Consider the following 17,022-nt stretch of genomic DNA (forward strand, 5'->3'; position numbering starts at 1 on the left):
AAAGCCGAATTCAATCTCGCCTTGAATCAGCGAGATTGAGGTTTACCCATAGATGTTCTTCCTCTCCTTGAGGAAGAATAAGAAATATGACCCAACATTTGAGCGCGTTATGGCCTTTCAAAACTTAGAAGTTGTACATGTAGTGGCAATGGATCAGCAACACTGTATTGGTAAAGGCAATGACCTACCTTGGCATATTTCAGCCGATCTAAAACACTTCAAAGCCATCACGCAAGGTGGTGTGGTCATTATGGGCCGTAAAACGCTGGAATCGATGGGCCGTACTTTACCCAAGCGTGTCAATTGGGTCATTACTCGCGACACTTCTTGGACTTTTGACGGTACAAAGGTGGCTTACAGCATCGAAGAAGCTTTAGCGCAAGCTGTTGCCGATGTTCAAGCTTCAGAAAAACCTGACAGTATTTTTATCATTGGTGGCGGTGAAATTTTTAAACAGACCATCGACATTGCGGACCGTTTAGAACTCACGCATGTTGAACTCGATGTGCAAGGTGATGCGCATTACCCTGCCATTCCAGCAGCATTCAAAAAAGTCGCGTCAGAACAACATATTGATGACAAAACTGGAATTGCTTTTGAGTTCGCAACCTATCAAAAATAAAGCATATTCTTTTTGCTAAAAGCACGATGCACAACATGATCAAAATAGAATTTTGGCGGACACTGGGCTTTGGATTACTCCACACCCTGTTTAGTATTTTTGTCTTGTTGAGTTCAATTTGGCTGTGTTTTGCATTGTGGATTCAAGAGCCTTTGGGCTGGTTGGTCAGCCGTCTTTTTATTGGAATCTGGATTGCTTTTGCGCTCAGCATTTTGGGCATCTATATCACCCAAAGCTTTTTTGGTCGTCGCCTCGATATCACCCTTTATCTCCTTGGCTTTTTACTGGCTTTGTCTTGGTATTTTAGTTTAGATGCTCGCCAAGACCGCGACTGGCAACCTGAAGTAGCAAAAATCTTGCATTATGAAAAACAAGGCGACCATGTCACCCTTCATAATGTCCGCAATTTCACATGGCACCCTGACGGCTCCTATACTGAACATTGGGATACCCGCTCTTTCAATCTGAATCAAATCACTGGGGTCAATATCATTACCTCATACTGGATGGGGCCGCAAATTGCACATACTTTGGTCAGTTTTGATTTTGCCAATACCGCACCGCTGACCTTTTCCATTGAAATTCGCAAAGAGAAAAATGAAGAATTTTCAGCGATTGGTGGTTTTTTTAGAAAATATGAGCTGAGTTTAGTGGCCTCAGATGAGCATGATATTGTGTATACCCGCAGCAATATTCGTCATGAACAAGTCTATTTCTTTCCTGTTCGCCTCGGACAGGCTGAAAGTAAAGCACTGTTTATAGAGTATTTACATAAGGCAGACGAGCTCGCCAAGCATCCTAAGTGGTATAACACCCTCACCAGTAATTGCACCACCTTGGTGTTTGATATGGTTCAAGCCGTTTCACATGACGCTTTACCAACCGACTATCGTATTTTAGCTTCAGGTTATTTGCCGAATTATTTGTATGATTTAGGCGCGATTAGCCCACAGTGGGATATGAAAACATGGTATCAAAAAGCCTATATCAACCCACGTGTAAGCAAAGAAACAGAGTTAACCAGTCGTGAGTATTCACAGCTCATTCGTCAGGGCCTACCCGTTGACCAAACTCGCTAAGGTCTACAACGAGAAGCTGCAAGTTAAAACTGGCAATCAGCGACAAAATTTGCTTTGATAGTTCAGACGATACATCACAATAAGAGTCTGATCCCATGTTAAAAAAACTGATTGCAAGCAGTCTTTTAGCGAGTAGCTTAATCATAACTGGCTGCCAAACGACACCACCTCCAGCGGATACCATTGAAATGGCCAACATTCAACAGCTCCAGCAGCGGACTTGGATTTTGACGCAAATGGGCAATACCGAAATTAAAACAGCACCCAATGAACGTAATATTCCAAGCCTTCAGTTTTCAGCCGATAACCGCATCAGTGGTGCAGATGGCTGTAACCGCATTATGGGCAGCTATACCGTCGGACGCGATACGCTCACCTTGAGCCAGCTCGCAACCACCCGAATGGCCTGTATCAATAACAGTGCTGTCCCGCAACAGTTCCAAGAAGCGCTGGCAAAAGTGACACATTACCAAGTGTTTGGTAAAACACTGAAACTACTCGATCGACATGGTAACTTGCTGCTACAGTTTGGCTCTGCCATTCAACCACGTTAAATTGTTTCTATAAAAAGCCTGTAATCACAGGCTTTTTTAATCTGTAACAGACAACATTGTACTGAACCAATCAGCCCTTATATAAACAGATATAAACACAATTAGGATTTTAAAATGCAACAAGCACTCTTTGGTGGTGGATGTTTTTGGTGTGTAGAAGCGGTTTATTTAGAGCTTCAGGGCATACATAAAGTGACCAGTGGTTATGCAGGAGGAGATACCGACAACCCAACATATGAAGATATTTGTCGTGGCGATACCAACCACGCCGAAGTTATTTTAATTGATTTTGATGAAACTCAAATCAGCTATGCTCAGCTGCTCGATGTGTTTTTTGCCACTCATGATCCTACGACACTCAACCGTCAAGGCAATGATGTCGGCACTCAGTATCGTTCAGTCATTTATTATTTTAATGATGCGCAGCGTGTTGATGCAGAGCAAGCAATTAACGACTTAAAGGCAGAAGGTCTCGATATTGTGACCGAACTCAGTCCTGTACCAACGTTCTATTCGGCCGAAGACTATCACCAGAACTTTTACGCTCGTAACCCTTCTCAAGGCTATTGCAACTTTGCCATTCCGCCAAAACTGATGAAGCTGCGCTCTAAGTTTCAGGCTTTATTGAAAGACAGCAAATAACTTAATAATTCACCATAAAAAAAGCGACTTCAAGAGTCGCTTTTTTTAACATCAACTTAGTTATCGCTTACGAAAGCAATATCCGCCAGTCCAGCTTCACTCGCACGAGACATCACTTGTGCGACCATATCGTAACGAGATTCTTTATCTGCACGAAGTTGAACCGTTGGCTTGGTTTCCAACTCACCCGCTTCATTAAAACGCGTTTGTAGTTCTTCTAAGCTAATCACTTGATTATCCCAAGCCACTTCGCCATTTGCATTAATGCTTACCGTAATGGCTTTAGGTGGAGGATCTACAATATCAGCCGTCGTTTTTGGTAAAGTTAATGGAATTGATGGGTTGGCAACGGTCGCTGTCACCAAGAAGATGATCATCAAAACCAGCATAATATCGATCAGCGGAATGAGATTCATCTCATTCATGCCAGCATCGTTATCGTCACCCAATTGAAAAGCCATTAAGCTTGACCTCCAACTAAACCTTGTTGAGTCGCTTTACTTTCTACTGCCGCAGGTGCTGAGTCTTGTTGCAACATGGTATCAATGAGCAAGCCGTGTGCTTGGTCTTGAAGCTCATGTGCCAAAGTACGGTTTACACGCGCACAGATGTTATACGCTAACACCGCAGGAATCGCGACAGCTAAACCTAAACCCGTCATGATCAGTGCTTCACCTACAGGAGTTGCAACTTGCGCTAAGCCTGCTTGACCACTTTTACCAACAGCAACAAGGGCATGGAAAATCCCCCATACTGTACCGAACAAACCCACGAACGGTGCAAGCGATGCAATCGTACCTAGAACTGAAATACCTTTCTCAGCATTCGCTTTTTCAGCAGAAATTTGACGAAGAAGGGCTTGTTCTGCAACGGCTTTACGTTGTTCAAAGTTCAATACAGCAAACTTTGATTTTAACTTAGCTAAAGCTTGTGAAAGTTGAGCATAAGCTTGTTGTTTCAATTGACGTGTACCCATGATACGTAAAACAAAGATGGTCCACGTTGCAATCGACATTGCCAACAAGATGAAATACAGTGTTTTACTGACTGCATCAGCATGTTGCCAATAAACTGAAAAGTTCATACTCGAACTCCTGATAAAGTTAGCGTTTTGTATTCAATTCTAAATCAAATGGTTGCTCAGCCCGAATTGGATAAGCCACACCATTTTCTTTATAAGGTTTAAATTTAGCGCCTTTGACAGCTCTTAAAATCTTTTCATCTAAAGCAGGTACACCACTTGAACGAGTAATACGGGCATTCACAATCGACCCTTTTTCATTCGCCTCAATCAGCACCACGACTCGACGGTTTTCACCTTGTAAATCTTGATTACTATAAACTGGTTTTGGAGAGCGGCTCCATTGCACACCTGAACCACCAATCGACACCGACTTCGGTGAAGTATCAGCTGGTGCAGCCTGAGTAACAGGTTTCGCTTGCTCTGGTTGCACGACAGGTTTTTCGACTTTTTTCTCTGTAATCGTCGTGGTGACTGTCGGTTTCACTGGGGTTTCGGTTGGTTTAACAACCGGTTTAACCACTTCTGCTTTTTTAACTTGTTGAACCTTTTCTACCTTTTTCGGTGGGGTTGGTTGTGGTTTTTCCACAATCTTCACTTCCTTCGGCTTAGTCGGTTCCTTTTTCGGTTCTTCCTTCGGCTTAGGCGGTAGCGGTTTTGGTGGTTCTTGAATTTTAACGAAGCGAACCTTCAATGGTTCTTTTTCAATCGGTTTGAGTTCAGGAGCTTTCATGTGGTTCACTGCCCACAATACGCCCATATGGCCCACGACAACCGCGATCAAAGCAGCAAGAACTTTCTTTTTCATCGGGTTGGGAGTCTGCATAGGAGAAATAACTGTTGAACTCATTAAAATCGGTGACCTAATTTAAGCGGAGTGGCCACTGGGTTGGTTTCCACTATAACGCTTATCGTTTAGTACAATAAAGTAGCGCAATGATAAATGAGAAGTGTTTTCATTTGCAACTATTAATTTGTCACTTTTTATGGTTTTTTCTAATCATACCCAAACAAAAAAAGGCATACTTAATGTATGCCTTTTTCAATCTTGCTTGCAACCCATTTTTTATTGGAAAACGACTGTTTTGTTACCATCAACAATAATACGGTCTTCTAAGTGCCACTTCACTGCACGTGCCAAGACATTACGTTCAACATCCTGACCCAATTCACGTAATTGATCAACCGTAAAGTCATGGTTCACACGCTCTACATCCTGCTCAATGATCGGACCTTGATCCAGATCCGCAGTGACATAGTGCGCGGTTGCGCCAATAAGTTTTACACCTTTTTCATGCGCTTGCTTATATGGGTTTGCGCCAACAAAAGCAGGTAGGAAGGAGTGGTGAATGTTGATCACTTTCATTTCCCACTTCTCGACAAATGCTTCATCTAGAATTTGCATATAACGCGCAAGTACCAATAAGTCATTGCCTTGCATTAATTCATCAATTTCAGCATAAGCTTCGCGTTTGTTGTCCTTCGTTACAGGGACAACTTCAAACGGAATGCCAAAGTTCTCAACCGCTTCGCGTAAAGTTTCATGGTTAGAAATCACTTTGGTGATTTCGCACGGCAAACCACCACGCGCATGACGCCATAACAGCTCAAGTAAGGCATGGTCTACTTTAGATACTAAAATCCCGACTTTTTTCACGTCGCTGACCAGCGCCAAACGCCATTGCATTTCATAACGCTCTGCTACATTTGCAGCAAAAGTTTGAGTGATGCTTTCTTTACGAGACTGTAAATTGTCTAGTTCAAACTCAACACGCATAAAGTAACGTCCGCCCTGAGCTTCAGTCGCGTATTGATCAAGCGCAGTAATATTCGCGCCTTGATGATACAAAAAGCTCGATACAGCTTGCACGATCCCTGGCTTATCTTCACAAGTAATCAGTAAACGTGCCGTGTTAGCAGTTGTCATATTCATGTCAGTTTAAATCAGTAAAATGAAAATCAAGCCAAGTATTCTAGCGCTTTTTACTCAGCTGTCAAAACACCTTATGGCTTATCATCCGATTTAAATGACGCCAAGCTCGAAAACAGTTCAGACGGCCCCATCGTATCCAACAAGCGCTCATACGTCTCACGACTTTCACCACGCAAATAGACCCCTTCTAAGAACACCATTTGACGGAGTGCCTGCCAGACCCACTTTTCTTCTAATGTATTGGAATCAGTGATATGACCCGACATATAAAGGAAGTTGGTCCAGTTGGTCAGTACAATCCATAAATTGATAATCAGGGCTTCAATTTCAGACGACGTCATTTGCATCAGACCTGCATCAACAAAGGCCTGATAGATCTTTTGCCCTTGCTGCATCACCTGCCCTGCAAAACGTGGATACATCTTGCGGAAGTCTTCATTGTTTTCAACCAAATGATAGACATCACGGTGTAAAAAGCGATAAGCCCACAACTGGCTGCTCAGCACCTGAAAATAACGAATTTTATCATTGGCATCTAACAGACGATCATCGGGCAAAGCCAGCATCTGTAGCGTTTCGCCTTGATACTGTTCCATGAGCTCTTTGATAATTTCACTTTTATTGCGAAAGTGATAATACAAATTGCCCGGACTCATATTCAATTCAGCGGCAATATGATTGGTCGTAACAGAACGTTCTCCACGCTCGTTAAAAAGCTGCAAACTGAGTTGCAAAATACGTTCTTTGGTTTTCAACGTTTTAGTTTGAGACATCCTAAAATAACCATTCATTCAGTGCATTAGAAGACTAACACATAAAGTAACTTGACTAATTAGAGCAATTACTCTAAAAATTAAACATAAATTGAAATTTGAAATGGTAGTGCGGCATGAACAGTCAAACAAAAACAACTTCATTGACACCACATTCTTATGATATTCAGCACCTACATGATGTGCTTGAACAGCAAAAGCACGCTTATTTACGTTATCCATTGCCAACCGCAAAAGAGCGTATTGACCGTTTGGCACGACTTAAGCGTATCTTAGTTAAGTATCAAGATCAATTTGCAGAGGCAATTAATCAAGACTATGGCAACCGTTCCACCAGTGAAACCAAAATTGGGGAATTGCTCACCTGCCTTGAACACATCAAATATTATAGCAAGCATTTAACCACGTGGATGAAACCCTCGAAACGTCACGTTTCCATCATTCACCAACCGGCTAAAGCATGGGTGCAATATCAACCTTTAGGTGTGATCGGCATTATTACCCCATGGAACTATCCTTTATTACTCTCAATTGGCCCCCTGATTTGTGCTTTGGCGGCAGGCAACCATGCCATGATCAAAATTTCCAGTTCATCAGGAAACTTTGGTCGCATCCTTGAAAAAGCGCTCTCTGAAGCCTTTCCTCAAGAATTAGTTTCAGTGACCAATGGCGGTGGTGCGATCTCGGATGCCTTTTGTCGTCTGGCTTTTGATAAACTGATTTTCACAGGTTCAACCAATGTCGGTAAAACCGTCATGTCTGCTGCGGCAGAGAACCTCGTTCCATTGATCCTCGAACTTGGCGGAAAATCACCAGTATTAGTACATCCTTCTATTCATTTACGGGATGTTGCGCAGCGTATAGCTGCAGGAAAACTGTGGAATGCAGGTCAAACCTGTGTGGCACCTGACTATATGTTCTTGCCCAAAGGTAAAACTGCCGAGTTCATTGAGCACTTCCGCGAGTGTGTGGAAGAGATGTATCCCGACATTCTGCATAATCCAGACTACACCTCGATTATTAATGACCGCCAATACAACCGCTTGCAAGGTTATCTTGAAAATGCACGTGAGCATGGAGCGCAGGTGGTTGAGGTCAACCCAGCCCATGAAACCTTCTCCGATACACGTAAAGTGCCCCCTACACTGTTAACTGGGGTCACGCCTGACATGCGTATTATGCAAGAGGAAATCTTTGGGCCACTGCTACCGATCATGGAATATGATCAAATAGACGATGTTATCGAGTTTATTAATAGCCGTCCGCGTCCACTTGCATTATACTACTTCGACTTTGATCAGGCGCGTGCAGATTATGTTGCACAGCGTACTCATTCAGGGCATTTCGGACAAAACACGGTTTTGACCCATGTCGCACAAGACGATTTACCATTTGGTGGCGTTGGTGCATCAGGTATGGGGAAATATCATGGTCCAGAAGGTTTCTTCAGTTTGTCGCATGAACGGTCAGTGATGTCGAATCCCAAGTTATATAGCTTGAAATTCATTCTCCCACCGTTTAACAAACCAATTCACAAGTTGATTTCAAAGACCCTTCTTCGCTAAATGATCAAGGCATGACCTATCGCACGGGTTCATGCCTAGTTTTAATGAAAATCGCTTGTCTTTTAAGCGCATTTTTGGTATAAAACGCCCCTTGAATGATTTCATCCGTTTACTTAATAACTAGCGCACAATCGGTGCTGTCTAGCAATGGAGTTCACCATGTCTAAGGTTTGCCAAGTTACCGGCAAGCGTCCAGTCGTTGGCAACAACGTCTCGCACGCCAATAACAAAACCAAACGCCGGTTCGAGCCGAACCTGCATCACCACCGTTTCTGGTTAGAAAGCGAAAAACGTTTCGTACGTCTTCGTCTAACTACAAAAGGTATGCGTATTATCGACAAATTGGGTATCGAGAAGGTTGTTGCTGACCTACGTGCTCAAGGTCAAAAGATCTAAGGAGTCTGAACCATGCGTGATAAAATTCGCCTAGTTTCTACTGCTGGTACAGGTTATTTCTATACCACAACTAAGAACAAACGTACTATGCCGGAAAAAATGGAAATCAAAAAATTTGATCCAAAAATCCGTCAACACGTAATCTTCAAAGAAGCTAAAATTAAATAATTTTAGTTTTTTGAAAAAAACGACCTGCTTTAGGTCGTTTTTTTTTGCTTTTTTTTCGTTCGACTTGTTAAACTTTTAATCTCTTTTGGCACCTTTTGTGCTTTGCTTCTTTTTCACCCTTAACTTTTGCTTAAGGAGTTTTTAGTGCCTCATGACGTAGATCTCATTATATTACTTGCTGTCGGTTTTGGGCTTGCGCTCATTTTCGGCTATCTTGCCGTACGCTTACGCCTTCCCCCGCTGATTGGTTATCTGATTGCGGGTATCATTATTAGCCCCAATACTCCCGGTATTGTCGCAGACATTCATTTGGCAAACCAATTGGCTGAACTTGGGGTCATGTTCCTCATGTTTGGTGTGGGCATGCATTTTTCCCTCAATGACTTATTACAAGTTCGACGCATTGCACTGCCTGGTGCTATTTTACAAATTGCTGTCGCGACCCTGCTCGGAATAGGCGTCAGTATGATCTGGGGGTGGAGTTTTGGCTCTGCCTTGGTCTTCGGCTTAAGCCTGTCTTGTGCCAGTACAGTGGTATTACTCAAAGCACTGGGAGACCGTGGTCTACTCAATTCAGTCAACGGTAAAATTGCCGTAGGTTGGCTCTTAGTTGAAGATCTGGTCATGGTCTTGGTACTGGTACTCCTACCCGCAACAGCAGCTCTACTCGGTGGAGAAGCCCTTGCAGGCAGTACTGATGACAACATTTGGCTTACCTTAGGCATCACCTTACTTAAAGTAGTAGGCTTCATCGCTTTTATGCTGATCATCGGGAAACGTCTTGTTCCAATGATCATGCAATTTGTTGCTCGACTTGGTTCACGTGAACTGTTTACCTTAACCGTGGTGGCTGCTGCTGTCTCAATCGCCTTTGGCGCGTACAAAATTTTCGGTGTTTCCATGGCGCTGGGCGCTTTCTTTGCCGGAATGGTCGTTAAAGAGTCTGACTTTAGCCACCGTGCCGAAGAAGAGACTCTCCCTCTACGTGAAATTTTTGCCATTTTGTTCTTTGTTGCAGTTGGCATGTTATTTGACCCACGCATCTTAGTGGAACAACCTGTGCATGTGCTTGCAGTCGTTGCAATTATTATGGTCGGCAAAACCATTGCCGCTATGGCACTGGTGCTCTTTTTCCGCTACCCCATCAATACTGCCCTCACCGTCGGTGCGTCACTGGCACAGATTGGTGAGTTTTCCTTCATCTTAGCGACACTCGGGGTTTCACTTAAACTCTTGTCCTTAGAAGGACAAAACCTAATTTTGGCAGGGGCACTCATCTCCATCACCTTAAACAGTTTTGTGTTCTCCGCAATTGAACCTGTACAACGCTGGATTCGTGAGCGCTCGCATCTAGCACGCTTACTGGAACGTAGTGGTGATCCATTGGCAATGCTGCCTGATGAAGTTTCACAAGACTATTTACGTGATCAAGTGGTGATTGTTGGACATGGTGAAGTTGGCCGTCGCATTACCAAACAATTGATGGCCGAAGACATTAAAGTGGTGATTGCGGAAGAAAACCGTGAAATTGTAGAAAACCTGCGTGAAAAAGGCATTGCGGCTGTTTCTGGTATGGCAACAGACCCTGGGGTACTGATTCAAGCCCATATTCAGCATGCGCGCCTGTTGGTACTTTCTCCGATGGATATTTTAGATATTCATAAAATCGTGGATATCGCCAAAACCCTCAATCCTGAGATTCAGGTTTTGGTATGTGCGGAAAGCAAAGAAGAAGCCGAAGTAATTCGCCGCGATCAAATTGGTGAAGTTTATTTTGCAAAAGAGGAAATGGCGAAAAATATGAGCAATCATATTTTAAATCAAATTCAGATTGCACATCATCAAGCACCCACCCACTAAGGATCCAACACTGGATACAAAAAACGCACTGTTCAGTGCGTTTTTTCTTATTCGGCTTAGCTGAAGAACTGTGGCTTTTCATCCACCACTTCCGCTTGCCACTCGCCCACTTGTTTTTCAAGTAAGCCGTATAAAGCCGCTTGCACCATCTGCTGAGCAACGACTGTTGTCTGGTCGCCCAATAATGCTTTGAGCTCTTCATTAAACTGGATCGTGACTAAAGGTGCACTCTCCGAACCTGCGTTACGTAGTGCGAGCTCACCACCTTCAAGTTGAACCAATTCTAAAATGGCTTCTTGATTTCCAAATAATTCTTTCAATTGTTCTATAGACATATTTCCTCCATGTTCAACATGGTGGCAAAGGCAGTTGCACTTTGCTTCGCTTAGACTTATTGATATAAGGACAAATTTTCAAACTTCAAGCGTTGGTCATCGCTTTTAGAATTCAACCATCTCATTCCGAAAGCCATCGATCAACGTCGTTAAGTCTCGATGCCACTCACGTAAAATTTTGGTATCGGGTAACCATGCCTGAGGGGTTTGAGTCACTTTAATGATCAGATTCGATGAAGTTTCTGACTCAGGTTCAGGTGTACTTGGCTCTGGCGCATACTGACACAAGCGATAAGCACGTTTTAACTCGGCAATGAAACCTTCTTTCGATAGTTTTTGCATTACAGTCACTTCAGGCGAAACTTGCCCTTTAGCTGCCATATGCTCTTCTATGGACTTTAAGGTTGGGTTTAAGTCATTTAAGCGGTAGTAACGGACCAACTCTTGTAGAAATGCAAGTACAGCACCATGCAAGTGAAACACAGCAGCCTCACGATAAGCCTGAGCTTGTTGCACATGATCAATTTGTTCTGCTTGTTGACATGAAAGTCGAGCAAAGTAGAGTTTTTGGTTAGTGCGATCAGCATGGTAACGGGCAACACGAGTCATGAAGGGTGTTCCTAAGTTTTGGCGTTTATAACAATTCTAAGAGTAATCTTTCTATACAGCAGTGCATAATAAAAATTATGCATGATCTATTTCAATAAAATAAATCTTTCTTTTTGCTATGACAGGCATCGAAATATGGATTGGACGCACATTTGTGAGTACCCAAGCCAATATCCCTCTTCCCAATATGATGCCATCGCCGAATCAAGCTCATCTTCTCTCCATGAGTGAATCGACTCAACATCAACCATAGCAACAGCATCCCCCAACTCTTCATCGTCCTCGTGGGTCAAATAGTGCTTATTTTCCACAATAATCAAATCTTTGAGTGGCCATTGCTCTGGTCGCCAAGAACGGATCTCTAAGGTTTTATTTCCTTGAGAAATTTGTCGTCCCATCGGCGCAACAATCGATAAAGCTGGATAGATTTTTTTCATTTTATCCCATAAAAAAGGAGCATCCATTGCTCCTTTTTACTTATGCTTCTGGCTTCTCAGGTTTATCTTCCGCCTGTTTGACGCGAATACCCGTGCCATGCAAACGTAGTGTATTCAGCCCTTTAATGGCTTTAATCGCTTCACGTGCATGCGGCATTTCAACAAAAGCAAAACCTTTCGATTTACCTGTTGCTGCATCAAGGATTAAATTACATGATGCAACTGTGCCATATTGCTTAAATAATTCAAGCAGTTCAGCTTCGGCCACTGTACGCTCTAAATTACGAACTAAAATTTTCATCTTACAACCTTCAAAAATAGGCAAAATCATCAAAAAGCAATCGCCTACGCTACTTTCTGAACATTGCACAACAAATACCACAATGTAATCTGTTTAGTTTAATCGAGATTAATACCAAAATCTAAATTAATCGATTGGCGCTCAATTAAAGCACTCTTTACGGTTTGCTGACGAGGCTTATGATGGGTTTCCATGCTACACAAATTTCGCGTCAGATCATTCAAAAAATAACTTTCGACTTTACGCCCTTGCTCATCAATCACGTCTCGCGCCCACAGACTTAAATTTTGCTTGGTTAAAATCAGCTCATTCTGAGCACGGGTCAGTGCCACATACAAGACCCGACGCTCTTCTTCGACATCATTAAAATCACCTTGGGCACGTGCATGCGGATATTGCCCCGGGGTGACATTGACGACATAACAGACTTTTTGCTCTGTACCTTTGGCCGAGTGAATGGTAATCAGGGTGACGACATCGCTATCGGACTGGCGTTCAATTTCCGAAATCGACACAGGATCAAGCACATATTCCTCTAAGAACTCACCTAACTGGTTATGTTTAGACGCCAATTGTTTGACCAGTTCAAAGTCCCCTTGGCGGCGGTTCCAGTCTTTTTTATAATTTTCCGCCAATTGTGCTTCAATCGCCTGAACACCCAAACTGACACAAGCCTGTACTTCCTGTTTCAGTACCGTCATTTGCTTCATGATCAACAAGGTTTCAGCTGGAATCCGCCCAAATTTTTCTAATTTATCAAAAATCAAATTAAACTCAGGCTCCAGTAAAAGTTGCTGAGCAAGACGGCTTGCCCCCACATCTCCCACCCCATTCCACAGGGTGAGAAAACGCATCCATGCAATATCATCCAGAGGATTGGCAATCACGCGCAGCAAGCTCAGTAAATCTTTCACATGCGCGGTTTCAAGCAGTTTCATGCCCCCAATAAATCGATAGGGGACATTGGCTGCAATACATGCTGCCTCAATATGCCGTGCTGCAAAGCTGGAACGCACCAAAACCATATGATCCGACCATTTACTGCCTTGTAAGTAATGGCGCTCTTTAATGTCGATCGCAATCCATTTTGCTTCATCAAACTCATTTGGGAAAATGTGCATGCAAGGCTTCACACCCTCCCCCCGATGAGCATCTAGGCGTTTGTTATATTGAATCTCAGATTGATCGAGCAGCCAATTTGAAAGGTCTAAAATTTCTTGGGTTGAACGATAGTTTTGCTCCAATTTAAACACCTGAGCATTCGGCACACGGTCTTTAAAATGATGAATATTTTCAAAATCTGCCCCACGGAAACCATAAATTGACTGTGCATCATCGCCGACGCAGAACAGGCTCACTTTGTCTTTGAGAGGTTCAAGCAAGGCCCACTGCAAAGGGTTGGTGTCCTGCATTTCATCGACCAGCATGTGTTTGCAGAGCGATGCCACATAGTCGGCTAAACCATCTGACTGGTCGAGTGCTGAAGCCACGATCGCCAGAATATCGTCATAATCTAAAAAGCTACGGGCACGCTTGCGTGTCTCGTACTCTTTCATGATTTCCGCAATTTGATCTTTAAAAGCCAAATGCTCAGGATGCTGTTTTTCTAAGGCATCACTCAGCTTCTGACGCGTATTTCGTGCAAAAGAATACAGATCACACAGTTCTTGCGGTTTAGGCAGTTGATTGGGATTTTTCTTGTCATCTTTCCCACGAATCAGACGGAACATCATCAGCTGATCATCACGATCAATAATTGAAAACTGCTCTAAACCAAAGGCTTTCGGTACACGGCGCAGCAGATACATACAAAAAGTATGAAAAGTAGAAGCACGCAGCCCTTTTGCCTGCTCACCTAAAGCCAGCTCCACTCGCGCCACGATCTCACTGGCTGAACGACGAGTAAAGGTTAAAATCTGAATTTGGTTGGCAGGAATCCCTTGATCAATCAAGTATGCAGCACGTGCCACAATGGTTTTCGTCTTGCCACAGCCAGCCCCTGCGAGCACCAGACTGTGTTGCGACTCAGTCGTGGCAGCTTGTTTTTGTTGCGGGTTTAATTCATCAATTAGGCTGGCTAAACTCATAATCACTCATCAATTCGTGGATGCTGCTAGTCTAACAAATCTATGACGTCAATATGAGGCTCCAGCAATGATTATCCATTTCTGTCTGAAATACACCTTCAGATCTATGGCCCAGACCTTATGCTCGAACCGCTTACTGCCTCAAAAAATTAAAACTCACCTTGCTCAGTATGATTTAAAAGCAAAAGTCGGGTGATGTCCTCACAACTGTTTTGCAAATTCTGCTCTGCATTTTTCAATGCTATTGCTAAATCGCAGTTGAGTTCATTGATCGAAACAATTTGACTAAACCCTTCATCAAATAATGCCTCAATATCCTCTCCGACACGTCCAGCAAAGGCAATCACAGGTTTATTCAACTGCTGGGCTAACTGAGCCACCGCCCACGGCGTTTTACCAAACTTGGTTTGGAAATCGATACTACCTTCACCAGTAAACACATAATCAGCTTGCTTTATTTTCTCAGCCAGTTGAGTTTGCTCAATCACCCATGTCGCGCCAGACTGAAGCTTAGCGCCTGTAAAAGCCATTAGACCAAATCCTAGCCCACCTGCGGCGCCTGCCCCTGCAAAATTACGTATCTGTAGATTAAGCTGTGTTTCCACCACATCTGCAAAATGACTCAAATTTTGATCCAACTGCTCAACTATCTCTGCGCTCGCCCCTTTTTGCGGGCCAAACACATGCGATGCACCCTGTGCTCCACACAGCGGATTAGTGACATCGGAGGCAATCAAAACTTGAACCCTTTGCAAGCGTGGGTCTAAAGCTTGCATATCGATCTGTTCAATATCTTGTAAATGGCCACCACCAACGGGCACTTCCCGCCCTTGTGCATCTAAAAAGCGTACTCCAAGTGCCTGTGCCATGCCACTGCCTGCATCATTGGTGACACTGCCTCCAAGAGCCAAAATAATTTTGGACACGCCTAGATCCAATGCATGGCAAATCATTTCGCCTGTCCCCAAAGTCGTAGTCAGGAGTGGATTGCGTTGCGTAGGTTCAAGCAGATGAATACCATTGGCTTTGGCCATTTCAATAACAGCCGTTTGCCCACTATCAAATAGGCCCCAATACGTTTTAACTTGTTGTGATGGCAATGGCCCCGTTACTTCACATTCGACTTTTTGGCCTGCTAAAGATGTTAATAAAGCATCGACTGTGCCTTCGCCGCCATCGGCCATCGGCACATGTATACATACAGCATCAGGGATTATGTTTTGAATTCCACGCTGCATCGCCGCACAGGCCTGTTCTGCTGTCATACTTTCTTTAAATGAATCGGGCGCTAAAATAAAAGTTGTCATCATCCATAATTTTTTTAGAAAATTTAATTTATTAATAACACGATTTATAAATTTCCCGCCCGCATTTTTCTCTTTTCATTGTCCTTGACACAGTTCGTTATCATTGAAGTTGAGTACATCTCGATAAAGTTAAAATAGCCTCAATGATTTTTAGGGGGGATTACCATTCAACGCTCTTAAAAAAATAGGTGATGTATGCAACGTATCAATTTGGGAAAAGCTGCACTTTAACTGTATAAAACAGTATTAGAACTCGAAAACTTATCCATGCAAAAAGTCCAACAAGCAGGTCTTGAGATTGGGTTTTCACACTTGTTGAAACTGAGAGCCTCACAGATTAACCAATGTGCATTCTGCGTGCGTATGCATACGCAAGATGCCATGAAAGCAGGTGAATCAATGGAACGGATTGCCCTCATCAGTGCATGGCAAGAAAGTGGATATTTTTCCGAAAAAGAACGCGACGCACTGATTTTAATTGAAGAAATCACACTCATTGCTCAGCAGCATTTCCCCGATTCGGCGTATCAAGAAGCAGCAAGAATCTTATCCGATGCAGAAATTGCCGCTATTGAATGGATCGCGATTGTGATTAACACGTGGAATCGTATTGCGATTTCAAGTCAATATGCCGTCAATCCGTAAACCTGCCATTCAGCTTTGCACATGATATAAAGCACACGAAAAAAGGGAGCCTGCATGGGACTCCCTTTTATTTTTTTAAGAATGCTTTATTCAGATTGGCTTGCTGGTGGAATCTGCTTAATGGCTGCCGCTAGAGTCAGATAATTAATCCCTTGGAATAAAATATCAAAAGCAAGAAATAAGCCCAGCACCCAAAATGGGGCATCTGGTGTGGTTAAAATCATAATGCCTGCCAGCAGAGTTAAAACACCAGAAAAAAGTGTCCAGCCCCAACCTTGGAATGCTCGAAATAATATTGCATTAAAGATACGAATGACCCCTGCAATAATCAAGAAAACCGCTAAAACACTGGTCAAGACAATGGCTGTTTTCACAGGTGTGCTAAATGCGTAATAGCCCGCAACCAAATACAACACACCAAACAAAGCCCATAGCCAGCGGAAGCCACCCTCAAAAATCTTAAAGGCTGCGATGAAGTGTAGAACACCACCTATCATCATCAGCACGCCAAAGATAAACACTACGGATAAGGTGGCAAAAGGCAAAGCGGCCAAAAGAACGAAACCAAACAACACCAGTAAAATCCCTAAACCCAAATACCATTTACGATTTTCATGGAGTTGATGGCGAACTAAATCATTACCGACTGTTTTCATCTTCTTCTCAAGTTTGATTTTCGTTCACTTAG

General features: G+C 43.2%; 20 protein-coding genes and 1 pseudogene. 9 read left to right on the plus strand and 12 right to left on the minus strand.

Annotation, left to right across the window (positions count from 1 at the left end):
- Window positions 1-109: 109 nt before the first annotated feature.
- The 4 genes from AC4CUZ_RS00795 (at window position 110) to msrA (ending at window position 2,897) form a co-directional block, all read left to right on the plus strand.
- Complete coding sequence (locus AC4CUZ_RS00795) at window positions 110-622, plus strand: dihydrofolate reductase (protein WP_151835536.1); 513 nt, start codon at window positions 110-112, stop codon at window positions 620-622.
- A 26-nt stretch (window positions 623-648) separates the two neighbouring features.
- Complete coding sequence (locus tag AC4CUZ_RS00800) at window positions 649-1,701, plus strand: Lnb N-terminal periplasmic domain-containing protein (protein ID WP_490747148.1); 1,053 nt, start codon at window positions 649-651, stop codon at window positions 1,699-1,701.
- Between the two features lie 95 nt (window positions 1,702-1,796).
- Window positions 1,797-2,255 carry an META domain-containing protein gene (locus tag AC4CUZ_RS00805; RefSeq protein WP_201953557.1) on the plus strand — a complete coding sequence of 153 codons (459 nt, stop codon included), beginning with the start codon at window positions 1,797-1,799 and terminating at the stop codon, window positions 2,253-2,255.
- A gap of 114 nt (window positions 2,256-2,369) precedes the next feature.
- On the plus strand, window positions 2,370-2,897 hold the full coding sequence (gene msrA / locus AC4CUZ_RS00810) for a peptide-methionine (S)-S-oxide reductase MsrA (protein WP_176537118.1): 528 nt from the start codon (window positions 2,370-2,372) through the stop codon (window positions 2,895-2,897).
- Window positions 2,898-2,953: 56 nt separating this feature from the next.
- Here msrA and AC4CUZ_RS00815 read toward each other — a convergent pair whose 3' ends face one another.
- From AC4CUZ_RS00815 to AC4CUZ_RS00835, 5 genes are all read right to left on the minus strand, one after another.
- Window positions 2,954-3,358: an ExbD/TolR family protein gene (locus AC4CUZ_RS00815; RefSeq protein WP_058868889.1), complete on the minus strand. Its 405-nt coding sequence runs from the start codon at window positions 3,356-3,358 to the stop codon at window positions 2,954-2,956.
- The gene (locus tag AC4CUZ_RS00820) at window positions 3,358-3,981 is read right to left on the minus strand and encodes a MotA/TolQ/ExbB proton channel family protein (RefSeq protein WP_201953554.1); all 624 of its coding nucleotides are present in this window, start codon (window positions 3,979-3,981) and stop codon (window positions 3,358-3,360) included. Before AC4CUZ_RS00820 ends, AC4CUZ_RS00815 begins: the two co-directional genes overlap by 1 nt.
- Before the next feature lie 19 nt (window positions 3,982-4,000).
- Window positions 4,001-4,768 carry an energy transducer TonB gene (locus AC4CUZ_RS00825; protein WP_004692476.1) on the minus strand — a complete coding sequence of 256 codons (768 nt, stop codon included), beginning with the start codon at window positions 4,766-4,768 and terminating at the stop codon, window positions 4,001-4,003.
- A gap of 216 nt (window positions 4,769-4,984) precedes the next feature.
- Window positions 4,985-5,851, minus strand: a complete 867-nt coding sequence (gene purU, locus AC4CUZ_RS00830) for a formyltetrahydrofolate deformylase (protein WP_004692478.1) — start codon at window positions 5,849-5,851, stop codon at window positions 4,985-4,987.
- Window positions 5,852-5,922: 71 nt separating this feature from the next.
- Window positions 5,923-6,624, minus strand: a complete 702-nt coding sequence (locus tag AC4CUZ_RS00835) for a TetR/AcrR family transcriptional regulator (protein ID WP_201953551.1) — start codon at window positions 6,622-6,624, stop codon at window positions 5,923-5,925.
- A gap of 116 nt (window positions 6,625-6,740) precedes the next feature.
- On the opposite strand from AC4CUZ_RS00835, the gene AC4CUZ_RS00840 reads away from it, so the two are divergent.
- From AC4CUZ_RS00840 to AC4CUZ_RS00855, 4 genes are all read left to right on the plus strand, one after another.
- On the plus strand, window positions 6,741-8,189 hold the full coding sequence (locus AC4CUZ_RS00840) for a coniferyl aldehyde dehydrogenase (protein WP_005400843.1): 1,449 nt from the start codon (window positions 6,741-6,743) through the stop codon (window positions 8,187-8,189).
- Between the two features lie 159 nt (window positions 8,190-8,348).
- On the plus strand, window positions 8,349-8,585 hold the full coding sequence (gene rpmB / locus AC4CUZ_RS00845) for a 50S ribosomal protein L28 (RefSeq protein WP_000048256.1): 237 nt from the start codon (window positions 8,349-8,351) through the stop codon (window positions 8,583-8,585).
- A gap of 12 nt (window positions 8,586-8,597) precedes the next feature.
- Window positions 8,598-8,753, plus strand: a complete 156-nt coding sequence (rpmG, locus tag AC4CUZ_RS00850; RefSeq protein WP_003654787.1) for a 50S ribosomal protein L33 — start codon at window positions 8,598-8,600, stop codon at window positions 8,751-8,753.
- Window positions 8,754-8,897: 144 nt separating this feature from the next.
- The gene (locus tag AC4CUZ_RS00855; RefSeq protein ID WP_005400844.1) at window positions 8,898-10,613 is read left to right on the plus strand and encodes a cation:proton antiporter; all 1,716 of its coding nucleotides are present in this window, start codon (window positions 8,898-8,900) and stop codon (window positions 10,611-10,613) included.
- A gap of 56 nt (window positions 10,614-10,669) precedes the next feature.
- On the opposite strand, the gene AC4CUZ_RS00860 is transcribed toward AC4CUZ_RS00855, so the two are convergent.
- From AC4CUZ_RS00860 to AC4CUZ_RS00885, 6 genes and pseudogenes are all read right to left on the minus strand, one after another.
- Window positions 10,670-10,948, minus strand: a complete 279-nt coding sequence (locus AC4CUZ_RS00860; RefSeq protein ID WP_004692486.1) for a hypothetical protein — start codon at window positions 10,946-10,948, stop codon at window positions 10,670-10,672.
- A 105-nt stretch (window positions 10,949-11,053) separates the two neighbouring features.
- Window positions 11,054-11,557: a DUF6586 family protein gene (locus AC4CUZ_RS00865; protein WP_114836431.1), complete on the minus strand. Its 504-nt coding sequence runs from the start codon at window positions 11,555-11,557 to the stop codon at window positions 11,054-11,056.
- Window positions 11,558-11,632: 75 nt separating this feature from the next.
- Window positions 11,633-11,994, minus strand: a pseudogene (locus AC4CUZ_RS00870) (ASCH domain-containing protein).
- Window positions 11,995-12,034: 40 nt separating this feature from the next.
- Window positions 12,035-12,295 (minus strand): RNA recognition motif domain-containing protein, encoded by a 261-nt coding sequence (locus AC4CUZ_RS00875; protein ID WP_004692489.1) that lies wholly within the window; start codon window positions 12,293-12,295, stop codon window positions 12,035-12,037.
- Window positions 12,296-12,393: 98 nt separating this feature from the next.
- Window positions 12,394-14,382, minus strand: coding sequence for an ATP-dependent helicase (locus AC4CUZ_RS00880; protein ID WP_005400847.1), 1,989 nt, complete (start codon window positions 14,380-14,382; stop codon window positions 12,394-12,396).
- A gap of 149 nt (window positions 14,383-14,531) precedes the next feature.
- A complete protein-coding gene (locus tag AC4CUZ_RS00885) occupies window positions 14,532-15,692 on the minus strand; it encodes a glycerate kinase (protein WP_171355042.1) in 1,161 nt (386 codons plus the stop codon).
- Between the two features lie 228 nt (window positions 15,693-15,920).
- Between AC4CUZ_RS00885 and AC4CUZ_RS00890 the strand changes: the two genes are divergently transcribed.
- Complete coding sequence (locus AC4CUZ_RS00890) at window positions 15,921-16,334, plus strand: carboxymuconolactone decarboxylase family protein (RefSeq protein ID WP_228254567.1); 414 nt, start codon at window positions 15,921-15,923, stop codon at window positions 16,332-16,334.
- An 86-nt stretch (window positions 16,335-16,420) separates the two neighbouring features.
- Here AC4CUZ_RS00890 and AC4CUZ_RS00895 read toward each other — a convergent pair whose 3' ends face one another.
- Complete coding sequence (locus AC4CUZ_RS00895; protein ID WP_004692502.1) at window positions 16,421-16,990, minus strand: HdeD family acid-resistance protein; 570 nt, start codon at window positions 16,988-16,990, stop codon at window positions 16,421-16,423.
- Between the last annotated feature and the right edge of the window lie 32 nt (window positions 16,991-17,022).

This window comes from Acinetobacter sp. 789_lipA (assembly GCF_058242845.1).

Bases quoted from the DNA above. Each gene is read 5' to 3' on its own strand.
- AC4CUZ_RS00795 (WP_151835536.1), top strand. From the start codon at position 110: ATGGCCTTTCAAAACTTAGAAGTTGTACATGTAGTGGCAATGGATCAG.
- AC4CUZ_RS00800 (WP_490747148.1), top strand. From the start codon at position 649: ATGCACAACATGATCAAAATAGAATTTTGGCGGACACTGGGCTTTGGA.
- AC4CUZ_RS00805 (WP_201953557.1), top strand. From the start codon at position 1,797: ATGTTAAAAAAACTGATTGCAAGCAGTCTTTTAGCGAGTAGCTTAATC.
- msrA (WP_176537118.1), top strand. From the start codon at position 2,370: ATGCAACAAGCACTCTTTGGTGGTGGATGTTTTTGGTGTGTAGAAGCG.
- AC4CUZ_RS00815 (WP_058868889.1), bottom strand. From the start codon at position 3,358: ATGGCTTTTCAATTGGGTGACGATAACGATGCTGGCATGAATGAGATG.
- AC4CUZ_RS00820 (WP_201953554.1), bottom strand. From the start codon at position 3,981: ATGAACTTTTCAGTTTATTGGCAACATGCTGATGCAGTCAGTAAAACA.
- AC4CUZ_RS00825 (WP_004692476.1), bottom strand. From the start codon at position 4,768: ATGAGTTCAACAGTTATTTCTCCTATGCAGACTCCCAACCCGATGAAA.
- purU (WP_004692478.1), bottom strand. From the start codon at position 5,851: ATGAATATGACAACTGCTAACACGGCACGTTTACTGATTACTTGTGAA.
- AC4CUZ_RS00835 (WP_201953551.1), bottom strand. From the start codon at position 6,624: ATGTCTCAAACTAAAACGTTGAAAACCAAAGAACGTATTTTGCAACTC.
- AC4CUZ_RS00840 (WP_005400843.1), top strand. From the start codon at position 6,741: ATGAACAGTCAAACAAAAACAACTTCATTGACACCACATTCTTATGAT.
- rpmB (WP_000048256.1), top strand. From the start codon at position 8,349: ATGTCTAAGGTTTGCCAAGTTACCGGCAAGCGTCCAGTCGTTGGCAAC.
- rpmG (WP_003654787.1), top strand. From the start codon at position 8,598: ATGCGTGATAAAATTCGCCTAGTTTCTACTGCTGGTACAGGTTATTTC.
- AC4CUZ_RS00860 (WP_004692486.1), bottom strand. From the start codon at position 10,948: ATGTCTATAGAACAATTGAAAGAATTATTTGGAAATCAAGAAGCCATT.
- AC4CUZ_RS00865 (WP_114836431.1), bottom strand. From the start codon at position 11,557: ATGACTCGTGTTGCCCGTTACCATGCTGATCGCACTAACCAAAAACTC.
- AC4CUZ_RS00875 (WP_004692489.1), bottom strand. From the start codon at position 12,295: ATGAAAATTTTAGTTCGTAATTTAGAGCGTACAGTGGCCGAAGCTGAA.
- AC4CUZ_RS00880 (WP_005400847.1), bottom strand. From the start codon at position 14,382: ATGAGTTTAGCCAGCCTAATTGATGAATTAAACCCGCAACAAAAACAA.
- AC4CUZ_RS00885 (WP_171355042.1), bottom strand. From the start codon at position 15,692: ATGATGACAACTTTTATTTTAGCGCCCGATTCATTTAAAGAAAGTATG.
- AC4CUZ_RS00895 (WP_004692502.1), bottom strand. From the start codon at position 16,990: ATGAAAACAGTCGGTAATGATTTAGTTCGCCATCAACTCCATGAAAAT.